Source organism: Pseudomonas imperatae, from assembly GCF_057128625.1.
Window position 1 is genome coordinate 43,097 of the sequence record NZ_JBSKHP010000009.1, and the last position, 16,432, is coordinate 59,528.

Annotated in this window: 12 protein-coding genes and 1 riboswitch; of the genes, 7 read left to right on the plus strand and 5 right to left on the minus strand. The window is 64.6% G+C overall.

The window, feature by feature from the left end:
* Positions 1 to 39 precede the first annotated feature (39 nt).
* Positions 40 to 1,335, plus strand: a complete 1,296-nt coding sequence (locus ACWKWX_RS13280) for a coiled-coil domain-containing protein (RefSeq protein WP_416425403.1) — start codon at positions 40 to 42, stop codon at positions 1,333 to 1,335.
* Between the two features lie 73 nt (positions 1,336 to 1,408).
* On the opposite strand, the gene ACWKWX_RS13285 is transcribed toward ACWKWX_RS13280, so the two are convergent.
* Entirely contained in the window at positions 1,409 to 2,734 is a 1,326-nt protein-coding gene (locus tag ACWKWX_RS13285; protein ID WP_416425404.1) for a sigma-54 dependent transcriptional regulator, read from the minus strand.
* Between the two features lie 326 nt (positions 2,735 to 3,060).
* Here ACWKWX_RS13285 and ACWKWX_RS13290 point away from each other — a divergent pair, with 326 nt between their 5' ends.
* A complete protein-coding gene (locus ACWKWX_RS13290; RefSeq protein ID WP_416425405.1) occupies positions 3,061 to 3,330 on the plus strand; it encodes a hypothetical protein in 270 nt (89 codons plus the stop codon).
* Between the two features lie 96 nt (positions 3,331 to 3,426).
* Here the strand turns inward: ACWKWX_RS13290 and ACWKWX_RS13295 are convergent, their stop codons facing one another.
* Genes ACWKWX_RS13295 through cobW form a run of 4 tightly spaced genes read right to left on the minus strand, consistent with a single transcriptional unit; the run spans position 3,427 to position 9,918 of the window.
* Positions 3,427 to 4,104: a vWA domain-containing protein gene (locus ACWKWX_RS13295; RefSeq protein WP_483828091.1), complete on the minus strand. Its 678-nt coding sequence runs from the start codon at positions 4,102 to 4,104 to the stop codon at positions 3,427 to 3,429.
* Positions 4,086 to 5,087, minus strand: a complete 1,002-nt coding sequence (locus tag ACWKWX_RS13300) for a magnesium chelatase ATPase subunit I (RefSeq protein ID WP_483827972.1) — start codon at positions 5,085 to 5,087, stop codon at positions 4,086 to 4,088. Before ACWKWX_RS13300 ends, ACWKWX_RS13295 begins: the two co-directional genes overlap by 19 nt.
* Before the next feature lies 1 nt (position 5,088).
* Entirely contained in the window at positions 5,089 to 8,847 is a 3,759-nt protein-coding gene (gene cobN / locus ACWKWX_RS13305; RefSeq protein WP_483827973.1) for a cobaltochelatase subunit CobN, read from the minus strand.
* Between the two features lie 3 nt (positions 8,848 to 8,850).
* Positions 8,851 to 9,918 carry a cobalamin biosynthesis protein CobW gene (gene cobW / locus ACWKWX_RS13310; protein WP_416425408.1) on the minus strand — a complete coding sequence of 356 codons (1,068 nt, stop codon included), beginning with the start codon at positions 9,916 to 9,918 and terminating at the stop codon, positions 8,851 to 8,853.
* 94 nt (positions 9,919 to 10,012) lie between these two features.
* Positions 10,013 to 10,204: riboswitch (cobalamin riboswitch) on the minus strand.
* Positions 10,205 to 10,299: 95 nt separating this feature from the next.
* Here cobW and ACWKWX_RS13315 point away from each other — a divergent pair.
* The 5 genes from ACWKWX_RS13315 to ACWKWX_RS13335 all read left to right on the plus strand — a co-directional run bounded on the left by ACWKWX_RS13315 (position 10,300) and on the right by ACWKWX_RS13335 (position 16,336).
* Positions 10,300 to 10,695 carry a cobalamin biosynthesis protein gene (locus ACWKWX_RS13315; protein WP_483827974.1) on the plus strand — a complete coding sequence of 132 codons (396 nt, stop codon included), beginning with the start codon at positions 10,300 to 10,302 and terminating at the stop codon, positions 10,693 to 10,695.
* A 58-nt stretch (positions 10,696 to 10,753) separates the two neighbouring features.
* Positions 10,754 to 11,506, plus strand: a complete 753-nt coding sequence (cobM, locus tag ACWKWX_RS13320; protein ID WP_473003325.1) for a precorrin-4 C(11)-methyltransferase — start codon at positions 10,754 to 10,756, stop codon at positions 11,504 to 11,506.
* A 116-nt stretch (positions 11,507 to 11,622) separates the two neighbouring features.
* Complete coding sequence (locus ACWKWX_RS13325) at positions 11,623 to 12,603, plus strand: GlxA family transcriptional regulator (protein ID WP_483827975.1); 981 nt, start codon at positions 11,623 to 11,625, stop codon at positions 12,601 to 12,603.
* 216 nt (positions 12,604 to 12,819) lie between these two features.
* Positions 12,820 to 14,037, plus strand: coding sequence for a tyrosine-type recombinase/integrase (locus tag ACWKWX_RS13330; RefSeq protein WP_483827976.1), 1,218 nt, complete (start codon positions 12,820 to 12,822; stop codon positions 14,035 to 14,037).
* A gap of 433 nt (positions 14,038 to 14,470) precedes the next feature.
* Positions 14,471 to 16,336: a P-loop NTPase fold protein gene (locus tag ACWKWX_RS13335; protein WP_483827977.1), complete on the plus strand. Its 1,866-nt coding sequence runs from the start codon at positions 14,471 to 14,473 to the stop codon at positions 16,334 to 16,336.
* Positions 16,337 to 16,432 lie beyond the last annotated feature (96 nt).

Consider the following 16,432-nt stretch of genomic DNA (forward strand, 5'->3'; position numbering starts at 1 on the left):
TTCGTCTCAAAATAATGCAGTCAACAGGGACGGCTCACCATGCAACGATCGTTTTCGTTCAATGCGGTTGTCTGCTTAAGCGCTCTGCTTCCCGCAACGCTTTTGCAGGCAGCCCCCGACCCCCAGGTCGAGGAACTCAAGGCAGAACTGCTGCAACTCAAGCAACGTTACGATCAACAGCAACAGGCACTGATGGTGCTGGAACAACGGGTCAAGCAGGTCGAGGAAACCCCCGGCACGCCACCGCCCAAGCGCCTGAGCAAGTCGCCGGCCGAGCCCAGCAAGGCCCAGACCATCGCCACCGGCGCCCCGGGCACCAGCAGTGGTGGTGCCGCAGGCGGCGCGTCGTACGGCCAGTCGCTCAAGGACGACTCCACGCCGGCCCAGAGCGTCAACAACCTGTACGATGAGAACACCGGCTTCTTCGGCGGCGGCAAGTTCAGCCTCGAGACCGGCATCACCTATTCGCACTACGACACCCGGCAACTGGTGCTCAACGGCTTCCTGGCCCTGGACTCGATCTTCCTCGGCAACATCAACATCGACCGCATCAAGGCCGACAGCTGGACCCTGGACGTGACCGGCCGCTACAACATCAACAACCGCTGGCAGTTCGACGTCAACGTGCCGGTCATCTACCGCGATTCCACCTTCCAGTCCGCAGGCGCAGGCGGTTCCACCACTGCCATCTCCCAGGAATCGGTCAGCCGCGACCCCACCATCGGCGACATCAACGCCGGCGTCGCCTACAAATTCATGGACGAGGGCCCCTACCGCCCCGACGCGGTATTCAGCGTGCGGGTGAAAGCACCTACCGGCAAGGACCCATACGGCATCAAACTGGTAAAATCGGCGAACAACGACAACCTTGCCGTGCCAGACTCACTGCCCACCGGCAACGGCATGTGGTCGGTCACCCCGGGCATCTCGCTGATCAAGAGCTTCGACCCGGCCGTGCTGTTCGGCAGCTTCTCCTACACCCACAACTTCGTGAACAGCTTCGGCGACATCGACCCCAACGTCGGCACCAGCATCGGCGGCAAGGTGGACCTGGGCGACAGCTTCCAGGTAGGCATGGGCGTGGCGTTCGCCTTGAACGAGAAGATGAGCATGTCGTTCTCGCTGTCCGACCTGATCCAGCGCCGCGCCAAGATCAAGCAGGACGGTGGCGACTGGCAGGGCGTGCCGTCCAGCGACGCCAACGCCGGGTACTTCAACATCGGCATGACCATCGCGGCCACCGATGCGCTGACCATCGTGCCGAACCTGTCCATCGGCATGACCGATGACGCGCCGGACTTCACCTTCAGCCTGAAATTCCCGTATTACTTCTGATGGTAATGGACGCGGCCTGTAGCCGCTGCTACGAAACCCCGTAGCAGCGGCCACAGGCCGCGTCCCGGCACACTCAACGAATCTGGTGCTTGTGCAGCAACCGGTAAAACGTCGGCCGCGAGATGCCCAGCACCCGCGCGGCAATGCTGAGGTTGTCGGAATGGCGGTTCAGCACGTCGCACAAGGCCTGCCGCTCGGCACGGTGCTTGTAGTCCTCCAGCGTGCCCATGGGCACCACCACCGCGGTCTGGCTGGCCAACCCCAGGTCCTGGGCCTCGATCTGCCGCCCCTCGGCCAGCACCAACCCACGGCGCACGCGGTTGGCCAGCTCGCGCACGTTGCCCGGCCAGTCATGCTTGCCCATGGCAATCAGCGCGTCCTCGCTGAAGCTGCGCGGCCGCCGGCCGGTTTCCTGGCTGTAGAAATGGGCGAAGTGGTTGGCCAGCATCGCCAGGTCGCCATGGCGCTCGCGCAGCGGCGCAGTCACCACCTGCAACACGTTCAGACGGTAGTACAGGTCTTCGCGGAAACGCCCGGCACTGATGGCCGACTCCAGGTTGACGTGGGTCGCCGCCAGCACCCGCACGTCCACGGCGATGGGCTGGCTGCCGCCCACCCGTTCGATGTGTTTTTCCTGCAGGAAGCGCAGCAAGTTCGCCTGCAGTTCCAGCGGCAGGTCGCCGATTTCATCGAGGAACAGCGTGCCGCCGTTGGCCGCCTCGATGCGCCCGACCTTGCGCTGGTGGGCGCCGGTGAACGCGCCCTTCTCGTGGCCGAACAGCTCCGACTGGATCAGGTGCTCGGGAATCGCCCCGCAGTTGATCGCCACGAACGGCTTGGCATGGCGCTGGGACTGGCGGTGCAGGGTGCGCGCCACCAGCTCCTTGCCGGTGCCGCTCTCGCCGCGGATCAACACCGGCGACTCGGTGGGCGCCAGCTTGCTCAGCAGCTTGCGCAGGTCGCGGATCGGGCGGCTGTCGCCCAGCAGTTCGTGCTCGGGCTGGTTGACGTGCACCGCGCCCTGCCCGCGCAGGCGCGCCATGCCGAATGCGCGGCCCAGGGTGACCTGCACCCGCGACACGTCGAACGGCAGGGTATGGAAGTCGAAGAACCACTCGCAGACAAAATCACCGACGTTCTGCATGCGCAGCACGTCCTGGTTGAGCACCGCGATCCACTCGGTGTTGCTGCGGCTGATCAGCTCCTTGACCGCCTCCGGGCGCTCCAGGTGAAAGGGTTGCAGGCGCAGCAAGCCCACGTCGCAAGGGTGGTCGCAGGCCTGGTCAAGCTCGCAGCTGTCCACCTCCCAGCCCACGGTGCGCAGGCCGGGCAACAACTGATGGCAGTCGTCGCAAGGGTCGACAATTAGCAGGCGTCGCGTGTTTGCCATATCGAGCATGACCGGCTCCTTGGCGCCAATAATATAAAAGTTATTAGAAACAGCGAGTTGGCGACCCCGTCTGTAACAGTAGCAATTAACTTGACGGTGCCAAGGACCGTTGGTCTACAAAACTGTTACACGTTTTTACGATCGGGAATTTCGTTGATTTTTCAACGTCAAAACGAACGCTAAAAAGGCCATGAGCAAAAAAGTTTGATCATTTTCCTGCCCGCGTGTGACTTGTTGCCCGGTTGGCAGCATCAGTACAGACAAGCAGACGCAATCGGTAATGACCTTGCCGCCGCCCTGCACACTTTTTCGGGCACACTAGAGAGACTGACCCCATGAACGCCCCACTGCGTGTCAACGAAGCACTTCTGATTGCCGGCCACGCCTTCGAACCCTTCCAGTGCGTGGCCTGGGCCCCACAGGATGGCAACGGCGAACTGAGCCTGACCGTGGTAGACCGCACCCGCAACAGCATTGGTCGCAAGCAAGTACCGAGCAGCACTTATTCGGACCCTGCGCAATGGGCCCACCTGCTCGAAGAAGTACGCGCCGAACTGCGCCAGGACGGTTACGACCTGCAACCCTGGAGCATGCCACAACAATAAGTGGCACTTTGCACCGTGGCAGTAGTGGCAACTACGGATAGCTGGCTAATTAATTAAAATCCGAGTTGCCTTGCCTGCGGCATAACAGCGCAGCACTTATAAAGTGCCTGGCAAACTGTCTATATGTCGATACTCCGCGCCTAGCTGTTTCGCCAATTCAACGGCACGGCCCAGGCGAATCGCCCCCCTTTCCATATCGATCAGCAGCGCCGGGCACGGCAGCGGCTCGATGCCCTCTGCGCGCTTGATACGCCCATCAGTGATCACCAGGCAGCGCTGCTGCTCATGGGGGAAGGCCTTGGCCCGGCGTGCGAGGAACTCGCCCGCCTGGGCCAGCGCGGCCACCAGCGGCGTGCCGCCGCCAGCGCCCAGGGCCTGCAACCAGGGCTGCAAGGCCTGGGAAGCTTTCAGGCCATGGCGCTGCCAGCGCGGCTGCTCGCCGCTGGCCGTTAGCAGGGCCAGGCGCGCGCGGCGGCGGTAGGCCTGGTCGAACAGCTCGGCCAGCAGGCCCTTGGCGTCGGCCAGGGCCTGGTGCTTGCGGGTGGACGCCGAGGCGTCGACGACCACCAGCCACAGCTCATGGGCGCTGGCCCGGCGCTGCTGCCAGCGCAGGTCGACAGCCTTGCGTGGCCGCCCCTGCAACAGCGTGGCGGCCCAGTCCACCCGGCCGAAAGCCGCAGCCCGCACGGCGCCACGGCGCCCCTGCTGCTGCCCGGCCTGGGGTCTGGCACCCGCCCCGGGGCGCGGGCGAATGCTCAGGGCTTTTTTGGCCAGCTCGGCACGTCACGCCGCGCGCCCATGGGCGTGGCCTGGGGCGGCAGGCCGCCCCACTGGCCTTCGCCGCTGGCGGCCTGGGACGCTTGCGCGCCGGCAGGCGGCGGCTGCTCGCCCTGGGGCGCCTCGGGGGGCTGGCGACGGCGATGGCGCAGGGCGAACTCGGCCACTGCATCGATATCCATGGCCTCGATACCCAGGGCCCCGCGCCAGGCGGCGTGGGCCCGTGCCGCGCGCAGCCACACCAGGTCCGCGCGCATGCCGTCGACGCCGGCGGCGAAACAGCGTTCGGTGATGACGGCCAGCGCCTGGTCGTCCAGCGGCACCTCCTCCAACACCTCCCGCGCCAGCTGGCAGCGCTGGCGCAGGGCGTCCTGGCGGCTGGCCCACTCGTCACAGAACGCGTAAGGGTCGGCGTCGAACGCCAGGCGCCGACGAATGATCTGGCTGCGCTCCTCTGGCGCCGGCTGGCCGTCCAGGGCCACGTTGAGGCCGAAGCGGTCGAGCAGTTGCGGGCGCAGTTCGCCCTCCTCCGGGTTCATGGTGCCGATCAGCACGAAGCGTGCGCTGTGGCGGTGGGAAATGCCGTCGCGCTCCACGCGGTTGACGCCGCTGGCCGCCACGTCCAGCAGCAGGTCCACCAGGTGGTCGGGCAGCAGGTTGACCTCGTCCACGTACAGCACGCCGCCGTCGGCCTTGGCCAGCACGCCAGGGGAAAACTGCGCGCGGCCCTCGCCCAGCGCCGCGTCCAGGTCCAGGGTGCCCACCAGGCGTTCCTCGGTGGTGCCCAGGGGCAAGGTGACGAACTGGCCGCTGGCGAGCAGGTCGGCCAGGCCACGGGCCAAAGTGCTCTTGGCCATGCCGCGCGGGCCTTCAATCAGCACGCCGCCGATCTTCGGGTCGATGGCGCTCAGGCACAGGGCCAGTTTCAGCGAGTCGGCGCCAACCACGGCGGCCAGGGGAAAATGCGGGGTATCGCGCATGTCAGGCATCTTCTTCTATATCCAGCAGCAGTTCTTCCAGGGCCTGGCGGTAGTCGCCCGGCTCGCCCCACAGGCCGCGTTGCTGGGCCTCCAGCAGGCGCTCGGTGATGTCGCGCAGGGCATGGGGGTTGTGCTGCTGCATGAAACCTCGGGTGTCGGCGTCCAGCACGTAGGCATCGGCGAGCAAGGCGTACTGGTGGTCGTCGATCAAATGGGTGGTGGCGTCGAAGGCGAACAGGTTGTCCACCGTCGCCGCCAGCTCGAACGCTCCTTTATAACCGTGGCGCTTGGCGCCGTCGATCCATTTGGGGTTCACCGCCCGGGCGCGCACCACGCGGTTGAGTTCTTCCTTCAAGGTGCGAATGCGCGGCAGGTCAGGCTGGCTGTGGTCGCCGTGGTAGCTGGCGGCAGCCTTGCCGCCCAGGGTCTCGGCCGCGGCAAGCATGCCACCCTGGAACTGGTAGTAGTCGTTGGAATCGAGCAGGTCGTGCTCGCGGTTGTCCTGGTTCTGCACCACGGCCTGCACCTGGCCCAGGCGCTGGGCGAACTGCGCCCGCGCCGGCGTGCCGTCGTCGGTGCCGCCGTAGGCGTAGCCGCCCCAGTTCAGGTAAGCCTCGGCCAGGTCTTCGCGAGTCTGCCACAGGCGGCCGTCGATGGCGCCCTGCACACCGGCGCCGTAGCTGCCGGGCTTGGCGCCGAAAATGCGCCAGCCGGCTTCGCGGCGCGCCTGTTCGGCGTCGATGCCCTGGGCCAGCAGGGCCTGCTGCTCGCTGCGCACCTTGGCCGCCAGCGGGTTGAGGTCGTCCGGTTCGTCCAGCGCGGCCACCGCCTGCACGGCGGCGTCGAACAGGCGCAGCAGGTTGGCGAAAGCGTCGCGGAAGAAGCCCGACACCCGCAGGGTCACGTCCACCCGCGGGCGGTCGAGCAGGCTCAGCGGCAGAATCTCGAAATCGTCGACGCGCTGGCTGCCAGTGGCCCACACCGGGCGCACGCCCATCAGCGCCATGGCCTGGGCGATATCGTCGCCGCCGGTGCGCATGGTGGCCGTGCCCCACACCGACAGGCCCAACTGGCGCAGGTGGTCGCCGTGGTCTTGCAGGTGGCGTTCGAGGATCAGGTTGGCCGAGGCGAAACCGATGCGCCAGGCGGTGGTGGTGGGCAGGTTGCGCACGTCCACCGAGAAGAAGTTGCGCCCGGTGGGCAGCACGTCCAGGCGGCCCCGGCTGGGCGCGCCGCTGGCGCCAGCAGGCACGAAGCGCCCGCCCAGGGCCGCCAGCAGGCCGCCGATCTCGGCCGGGCCGCACGCGTCCAGGCGTGGCGCCACGGTGTCGCGCAGGCCGTCGAGAATCAGGTCGACGTCAGCCCAACCAGTGGCGGCAGGCGTGTGCAGCGCCTGTTCGATCAGTTGCGCGGCATACAGCTCCAGGCGTTCGCGGGTGTCGCCGGCGGTGCGCCAGCTGTCCGCGCTGACCGCCTGCAGGCAGGCCGGTCGGGCGCCGTCCCAGCTGTCGCCAAGGTTGCAGTCCAGCGGGTCGAAGCCCAGCTGCAGCGCCCGCCCGAGGGTGCGGATCAGACTGGCGTGGGCGCCGCGGCCATCGCCACGCGGGATGCGCAACAGCGACGCCAGGGTGTCGATGCGCAGGCGCCCGGTGGGCGACTCGCCGAAAATGTGCAGGCCGTCGCGGATCTGCGATTCCTTCAGGTCGCACAGGTAGGTGTCCAGGCGCGGGAGCCACAGCGCAGCGTCGGCGTCGCTGTCCCAGCCGGCATCCAGTTGCAGCTCGCGGTCGATCTGCGCGTCGCGCACCAGCGCCAGGATCTCGCGTTGCAGCTCGCGGGCGCGGCGCGGGTCCAGCAGCTGGGCGTCGTAGTATTCGTCGGCCAGGCGCTCCAGGTCGCGCAGCGGGCCATAGGTTTCGGCACGGGTCAGCGGTGGCATCAGGTGGTCGATGATCACCGCCTGGGTGCGGCGCTTGGCCTGGGCGCCCTCGCCCGGGTCATTGACGATGAACGGGTAGACGTTGGGCATCGGCCCCAGCAGCGCGTCGGGCCAGCAGTGTTCCGACAGGCCCACGCCCTTGCCCGGCAGCCATTCCAGGTTGCCGTGCTTGCCCACGTGCACCACGGCGTCGGCGCCATAGGCGTGGCGCAGCCAGAAATAGAACGCCAGGTAGCCGTGGGGCGGCACCAGGTCGGGGTCGTGGTACACGGCGCTGGGGTCCAGCTGGTAGCCACGAGCCGGCTGGATGCCGACGAAGGTCAGGCCAAAGCGCAGGCCGGCGACCATCATGCGGCCGCTGCGGCACATGGGGTCGGCGCTTGGCTCGCCCCAACGCTCGCGCACCGCCTGCTGGTTGGCCAGCGGCAGGCGCGCGAACGCCGCCAGGTAGTCGTCCATGGCCATGCTCTGGGCGCAGGGGCGCAGGTCGAGGCTGTCGAGGTCGTTGCTGACGCCACCCAGCAACTGCTGGATCAGCGCCGTGCCGCTGGCGGGCAGGCCCTGCACTGGGTAGCCCTCGACGTGCAGGGCACGCAGGATGTTCAGCGCCGCCGCCGGGGTGTCCAGGCCCACGCCGTTGCCGATGCGGCCGTCGCGGGTCGGGTAGTTGGCCAGAATCAGCGCGATGCGCTTCTGGCCGTTGGGCAGGCGCGCCAGCTCGGCCCAGCGCCGCGCCAGTTCGGCGACGAAATCCATGCGCTCGGGGTGCGCGCGGTAGCAGACCACGTCGGACTGGCTGCGCTCGCTGCGCCAGGCCAGGTCCTTGAAGCTGATGGGGCGGCTGATGATGCGCCCGTCCAGCTCCGGCAGGGCGATGTGCATGGCCAGGTCGCGCGGGCCCAGGCCCTGCTCGCTGGCCTCCCAGCCGGGTTGGTTGTCCTGGGCGCAGATGGCCTGGATCACCGGGATGTCGCGGCGGAACGGCCGCAGGTGCGGCGCTTCCGGGCTGGACTGGGCAAAGCCGGTGGTGTTGAGGATCACCGCCGCGCCGACTTCGTCCATCCAGGCCTGCACCTGGCTCAGGCAGCCGGCCTCCTTGAGGCTGGCCACGGCCATGGGCAGCGGGTTCAGGCCGGCCGCCAGCAGGCGCTGGCAGAACACGTCGACGAAACCGGTGTTGGCCGCCTGCAGGTGCGAGCGGTAGAAAATCAGCGGCACCACAGCCTGGCCGGGTTGCCAGTCGGCCTGCCACTGAGCCAGGCCGGCATCATGGTGGGCCGGATGATAGATGGCGGTGCGCGGCAGCGCCTGGGGTTCTGCCCAAGCGTAGTCGCGACCGAGAAACTGGCTGGCCAGGCAGTTGAACAACGACAACGCGTTGCCCATGCCGCCCTGGCGCAGGAAGTGCCACAGGCGTTCGCCCACCTCGCGGCCCACGGTGCCCAGGTCACTGAGCTCGGGGTCGGGGCGGTCGTCGCCGGGCACCAGGATCAGTTGCACGCCGCGTTCCGCCAGCGCCACCAGCTGCTCGACGCCGTAGCGCCAGTAGCCGATGCCGCCGTGCAGGGAAATCAGGATGACCTTGGCGTGGCGCAACACCTCGTCCACGTACAGGTCCACGGAGGCGTGGTTCTGTACCTGCATGGGGTTGGCCAGGCGCAGGCTGGGGAAGTCGTCCGGCAGTTGCCGGGCGGCCTCGGCCAGCAGCGCCAGGTGCGAGTCACCGCTGCAGAGAATCACCAGCTCGGCCGGTGTCTGGCCCAGGTCGGCGATGCTGTCGTCCGGCACGAAACCGCCGGGCTGGGTTCTCAGCAGGTGCATGGCTTAACCGTTCAGGGCAGCGCGCAGCTGGCTTTCCAGCAGGGCCGCGTCCAGCTCCTGGCCGATCAGCACCAGGCGCGTGCTACGCGCTTCTTCGGCGCGCCAGGCGCGGTCGAAGTGCTTGTCGAAGCGGGTGCCCACGCCCTGGATCAGCAGGCGCATCGGCTTGCCCGGAATGGCCGCGAAGCCCTTGACCCGCAGGATGCCGTGCTTGACCACCAGGGTGGTCAGGGCGTCGAGCAGCTGGGCTTCCGGCGCTTCGGGCAGCTCGATGGAGATGGAGTCGAAGGCATCGTGGTCGTGGTCGTCGTGATCATCGTCGTCGTGGTGATGATCATGGTGGGTCAGGCGGCCGTCGATGTGTTCTTCCGACTCGGCGCCCAGGCCCAGCAGCACGTCCAGCGGCAGGCGGCCGCTGCTGGCTTCGATGACCTTGACCGCCGGCGGCAGTTCCTCGGCCACTTCGCGGCGCACGGCGGCCAGGGCCTCGGGCTCGATCAGGTCGGCCTTGTTGAGGATCACCAGGTCGGCGCTGGCCAGTTGGTCGGCGAACAGCTCGTGCAGCGGCGATTCGTGGTCCAGGTTGGGGTCCAGCTTGCGCTGGGCGTCGACCTGGTCCGGGAAGGCGGCGAAGGTGCCGGCGGCCACGGCCGGGCTGTCGACCACGGTGATCACCGCGTCGACGGTGCAGGCGCTGCGGATTTCCGGCCACTGGAAGGCTTGCACCAGCGGTTTTGGCAGGGCCAGGCCGCTGGTCTCGATGAGGATGTGGTCGAGGTCGCCACGGCGGGCCACCAGTTCGCGCATCACCGGGAAGAATTCTTCCTGCACGGTGCAGCACAGGCAGCCGTTGGCCAGTTCGTAGACGCGGCCGGTGGCCTCTTCCTCGGTGCAGCCGATGGTGCACTGCTTGAGGATTTCGCCGTCGATGCCCAGCTCGCCGAATTCGTTGACGATGACCGCGATGCGGCGGCCCTGGGCGTTGTCCAGCATGTGGCGCAGCAAGGTGGTCTTGCCCGAGCCCAGGAAGCCGGTGACGATGGTGACGGGAAGCTTGGCCAGTGTTTTCATCGGATGCCCTTGGCAATATGGCGGGCAAACGGGACGAGAACCGCGGGTGCCGGGCACGCGGGTGCATTCGCCACCGGATCACCCCGCCCGGTTGTAGTGGAAGTCTGTCGAGGCAGGTCTCCTGGCTTGCGGCGTGGGCTCGAAAGCCGACCCTGGCGCCTTCCCGCGTGGAACGCAGTGGCATTGCCGGGGCGCGCACCGCTTACAGTTGCGGGGGCAGCTGCGGCTTGGACCGCATTCCCATCTTGGCTCCGCGTGGCGGAGAACCTCGAAGGTGCAAGGCTACGCAGTGTGGGGGGGAAGGTCAACATCGCCCCGTAGCCGCTACCTGCGGCAGCGGCTACGGGTATAGTGGTGGCTTGCAATGTGCGGACGCCTCCCATGCCTGACCTCTACGCCGGCTTCGGCTGCCAGCGCGGCTGCCCCGCCAGCGTGCTGGCCGACCTGCTCGACACCACCCTCGCCCACCACGGCCTGAGCCGCGGCGACGTGACGGGCGTGGCGAGCATTGACCTGAAGGCCGACGAGGCCGGGCTGCTGGAACTGGCGCAGGCGCTGGACGTGCCATTGACGCTTTTCAGCGCCGCGCAGCTCGCGCCTTTCGAGCCCCGGCTGACCCACCGCTCCGCCGTCGCCTTCAGCCACACCGGCTGCCACGGCGTGGCCGAAAGCGCCGCGCTGGCACTGGCCGGGCCCGGCAGCCAGCTGCGCGTCAGCCGGCAAAAAAGCCCCAAGGCCACCCTCGCATTGGCACAAGCGGGCCCGATTCCCGGATAATCACCGCCTCGCACTTGAATTTCGCTCAAGCAGCATTCGTTTTCTTCAGGATTTGCACATGACCGTCTACTTCATCGGCGCCGGCCCCGGCGACCCGGAACTGATCACCGTCAAGGGCCAGCGGCTGATCCGCCAGTGCCCGGTGATCATCTACGCCGGCTCCCTGGTGCCCGCCGCCGTGCTCGAAGGCCACCAGGCCGAACAGGTGGTCAACAGCGCCGAGCTGCACCTGGAGCAGATCATCGACCTGCTGGCCGCCGCCCACGCCCGCGGCCAGGACGTGGCGCGGGTGCATTCGGGCGACCCGAGCCTGTATGGCGCCATCGGCGAGCAGATCCGTTGCCTGCGCGCACGCGGCATTCCCTTCGAAATCATCCCTGGCGTCACCGCCACTGCCGCCTGCGCTGCCCTGCTGGGCGCCGAGCTGACGCTGCCGGGGGTGTCGCAGACGGTGATCCTGACCCGTTATGCCGACAAGTCGCCGATGCCTGAAGGCGAAGCCCTGCACGACCTGGCGCGCCACGGCGCGACCATGGCCATTCATTTGGGCGTGCAGCATTTGTCGAAAATCGTGCTGGAGTTGCTGCCCCACTATGGTGCCGACTGCCCCATCGCCGTGATCCACAAGGCCAGCTGGCCGGACCAGGATTGGGTGACCGGCAGCCTGGCGGACATTGAAGCCAAGGTAGCGGCCAAGGGTTTCCGCCGCACGGCGCTGATCCTGGTCGGGCGGGTGCTGGACACTGACTGTTTCGGCGAGTCGGCGCTGTACCGCGCCGGCCACGCGCACCTTTACAGACAACCCCTGTAGCAGCGGCAGCCCTGTGGGAGCTGGCTTGCCAGCGAGCTGTTGAGGCCCTAAAAGCTCGCTGGCAAGCCAGCTCCCACAGACGACTGCTGCTACGGAGAATTCAGCCAGGAGTTTTTATGCGCCGGATTGCCTGTTTGATTTATCCCGAGGTGATGAGCCTGGACGTCACCGGGCCGATGCAGGTGTTCGCCTCGGCCAACGAGGAGCTGGCGCGCCTGGGCCGGGCGCCCGCCTACACCCTGCTGATGCTGGGGGAACAGGCCGGCCCGGTGGCGACCTCGGCAGGTTTCAGCCTGTATGCCGAGCAGCGCTACCACGACACCGACCCCGCCAGCCTCGACACCCTGCTGGTGCCCGGCGGGCGCGGCGAGGCGGCGCAATTCGCCAACCAGCCGCTGCTGGACTGGCTCAGCCGCGCCGCCGCGCAGGTGCAACGCCTGGGCTCGGTATGCTCCGGCGCGCTGATCCTGGCCCACGCCGGCCTGCTGGATGGCCACCGCGCCACCACCCATTGGGCCGACGTGGAAGCGCTCAAGGCCTTCCCGGCCATCGATGTACAGGGCGAACGCCTGCACACTTACAGCCGCGCCAGCCGCCAGCGCTTTACCTCGGCGGGGGTCACGGCCGGCATCGACCTGGCGCTGGCCCTGGTGGAAGACGACCTCGGCCGGCCCATCGCCCTGGCCGTGGCCCGGCGCCTGGTGATGTTCCTCAAGCGCCCCGGCGACCAGGCGCAGTTCAGCCCGCACCTGGCGCCCCAGGCCTGCCGCGCGCCGCGCCTGGGCGCGCTGCTGGAGTGGATACCCGGGCAGCTAGGCGGCGACCTGTCGCTGGAAGCCCTGGCGGCACGGGCGTGCATGGCCCCGCGCACCCTGTACCGGGTGTTCATGGCCGAACTGGGGGTCACGCCGGCGCGCTACGTCGAGCAGGTGCGCCTGGAATCAGCCCGCGCCCTGCTGCAAGGCGGCCAGGCCTCGGTGCAGAGCGTGGCGCGGCTGTGCGGCTTCGGCCACCCCGAGAGCATGCGCCGCAGCTTTCACAAGGCCCTGGGCGTCAGCCCGCAGGATTACGCCGAGCGCTTCGGCGTGCAGGCATAAAAAAACGGCGCTCACGGGGCGCCGTTATAATGTTTTTGGAAAGCCACCAACGTTTCGATAACCCACTCCCGATGGCTCTAGAACGGGCTATTCTTCTATTGTGTTCCAGCAAAGGGTTCCTAGAACCAACACTCAAGGTATGGGCCAAGGTATGGGCTGGAGTATGGGCTAGGGTAAGGGTCAGATATACGGGTAACTATTCGTGAAGAGGTCATCATGGCTAAGCTGACTGCGAAAACCATCGAGTCCCTTTTACGCGCCAAGCAGGGTGGGATGACCAGCGACGGCGACGGGCTCTACTTCAAAGTAAGCCAAACGGGAGGGGCCAGCTGGATCTACCGTTACAAAATGGCGGGCCGAACTCGTGACATGGGGCTTGGTACTTATCCAGATACCTCTTTAGCTCTAGCGAGAATTAAGGCTGCCGATTGTCGTAAAACGAGGTCATCTGGAGTCGATCCCCTTGATCTGAAGCAGGAAGAGAAGCGGTCAGCTGCTGAGGCTCTTGAACGTCAAAAAAGAGCACAAATTACTTTTGAAACAATGACTTATGATTACCTGCAGACTCATGGCGCGGACTGGACTGACGGGTGGAGAACAAAGTGGATTCGCAAAATGAAGACGTATGCCTTCCCGCTTATTGGAACGCTGCCACCAGCAGAAATAACTACTGCGCACGTCCTGGATGTGCTCAGACCCATCTGGGGAAGGATACCTCGAACAGCGGACGAGACGCGCCGCCAGATTGAACATGTGCTGGATGCAGCTTCAGCCCGCGGCATGAGACAGGATAGGAACGCGGCGACGTGGCGTGGACATCTCGACAAATTGTTGAGCACAGCAGATAAACGTCGAGGCAGGAGCACGACGCACTATACCGCCATGGCTTGGCATCAACTGCCTGCTCTCATGGAAAACCTAGCTAATCGGACGGAACCCTCAGCGGCATTACTGCGCCTTCTGATCTTCACTGCAGCTAGATTGCATATGGTTAGATTTTCGGCTTGGTCCGAGTTTGATTTTGAGAACGCACTTTGGGTCTTACCCAGCGCGAGAATGAAAACGCGCCGTCCGTTTAAAATCCCCTTGGCCACTCAAGCAGTAGATCTTTTGAACGCCATGCCACGGGCAGAAGGGCTTGATTACCTGTTTCCCGGCCAGGGGAAATCTGGAGTAATGCACAGAAATGCGGCACGAAACCTTCTCCACGATATGGCGCACGCTGGAATAACCCGCCACGGATTTCGTTCAAGTTTTCGCGACTGGGCGTCTGAGCAGACCAACTATCCGCGCGAGGTCTGCGAGTTGGCTCTCGCCCATGATGACCGCAGCCTTACAGAAGCAGCCTATTCGCGCACTGACTACTTAGAAAAGCGGCGAAAACTGATGCAAGACTGGGCTGACTATTTGAGTGCCACTAAGCTAAAACTGTAGGCATGCCTAGCCGGTAACGCCCAAAGCCAGTAAAGCACCCGCTATTGACTGCATCCCCCTCGTTTTCCCGTCGCTGTCGAGGCCGAGGCCGAGGCCGAACTTACCCATGTGTCAATGCCAGACTAACCAACCTTTGCATCGGCACAACTCCAACACCGGCAATGGTTGGCGAGGATTCAGACTGGGCCGTGGACCTCTCGGCATTTGGGTCAATTCAACAGCAGTGCCAACATGCGCTGCTTTCCGCCCGAATACATCGGTGCGTGACCATCTGGACACTAGAAAGTAAGATAGCCCTTTGGCATCAGCGGTGATCAATCAGGCGTAAGGTGGCTCACCGAGCACCCAGGATTTGCGGCCCGGCTCCCCGACTGTTTTTTCTTTTCTTGGGCCGCCCTTTCCAGGCCCACCCGGATCTGGTGCGACGGACTGTATGGATATTCTGAGCTTCCAAAGCGAAAACCCCGCCGAGGTTGATGCATTCAAGGGGGGCAGCCATGATCGAGTAGCGACGGCCATCCACGATTATCTGCGCAACGACAAGAACCATAAGGTCATCGGTCTCGACGGCGAATTTGGCTCGGGCAAAAGCTCCATTTTGCAGATGCTTGAGAGAAAGATTGTCGCAGTAGACCCGGCGACGAGGCTCTGGCTATTTGACTGTGAGCAGAACTACCAAGGCTCCATCAAAAGCAACTTCATCGAGTTATTCACTGAGCAGGTGCTCAAGGCAATTCCACCTAGCGCCAAGGCTTCGCTAACGCACAACGTGCTGAGGAACCGGGACATCGCCTTGGGGCGCCATGTCAGCTACACCAAGGATACCCGCAGCCATATCAGTATCTGGGCCATCCTCCTGATCGCCGGCGGGGTACTTAGCCCCACCCTTCTGCGGGACTATCTTTCGCAGCTTCACCAGCCTGACGCGTTAGCGGGTTGGAATCATGCTCTCTACTTGCTGGGCATCACCTTCCCTGGCATCACCCTGGCCGCAGCGATGATTGCGAATCGCAACAAGGGGAGGAAGAAGTGGAACCTTTCCAGCATTCTGAAAGGGAGCTCAGATGACCACATTACTGAGACCATAGAGATCAGCAAGGAAGTCAGCCCACTGGATTTGAAGCGAACGCTGGCTCAACACCTTGAGGCCGTATCAGGCACCAATTTCATCATCGTGATCGATAACCTGGACAGGCTCCCGCGTGAAGCGTTGCGCACCGTCTGGAGCGATCTGGAGATTTTCACCTCAGTCAGCAACAGCCAGAACCTGAGCATCATCGTGCCCTTCTGTTCAACGAAGGTTTCGAAGTATTTGAATGGCGACAACGAAAAAAGCTACGACTCCAAGGACTTCATTGCGAAAAAATTCCCAGTGGTGTTTCGAGCCCCTCCCATCATTACCTCCGGTTGGAAGGATGCGTTTCGTACGCTCTGGACGCAGAGCTTCGGATCGCTGTCTCTTGAGCAGGCTGATGGCTGCAGCTTGATTCTGAAACGCCACAGCCCTATGGCCGATGGCCTAGTTACTCCGCGCCTTCAGAAGCGCTTCATCAACGACCTGGCCACCACCCTTTTGGTGACTGCCGGCGATCCAGGGATAGAGGTGATCGCGGCCTACATTTCGATTTGCAAGTACAACAGCGTTCCAATCGAAACGCTGCTGCGCGCAATCGATACCCCTAACACGGACGAGGGCACCACCCCACCATTGAAAGCAGACGATCCGGCGAGCCCGGAAAACCTGCGCAAAACGCGCGAGCTTCTGACAGGGCTTTATGGGGAGGACGTGAACACAGGCTGGCCCATTCAGATCCTGCAGGTGCATTTCCAGACGTCGAAAGATATCGCCATCGCAGAATTGATTGATCAGCCACTGGCCAACGCCGTCGAATCCGAGGACGGCAAGAAATTCGCTGAGCTCAGTTGCTACTTCGGATTCACCGACTCCTTCAACCGCTTCCTCGAAGGGCAAATCCCTGTCAAAAGCTTGATGAAAACGCTTCACTTGACCTCTGCCACTGAAGGTTTTGATATCACACCCTTAACTCGCAAAGTTTCGGTAACCCTGGCCAACGCTGGATCCCTCGATGACATCCAAGGCGATGACGCCTACTTCGAGGCCATAAAATCACTCACCAAGTCAGGCCTCAGCAAGGATCTATTCAGGTCGAAACTTAATAGCGTGGCGCTGGACTTCGATGGCCTACACGAGTTCGCTTACGCCGAGTCCGAGACCACTCAGGTAGAGGGAAATGCAGTCAACACATCGAAAACTGAGAAGCGCCCGGGTTGTTTATGAAAACAGAGGCGAAAGCGCGGGTTGCCCTACTCAGAGGCCAAGCCCTTTGTAATGCCATATGAGCCGCGTCAGCGGCCTATGTGGCTATTAGGGAAA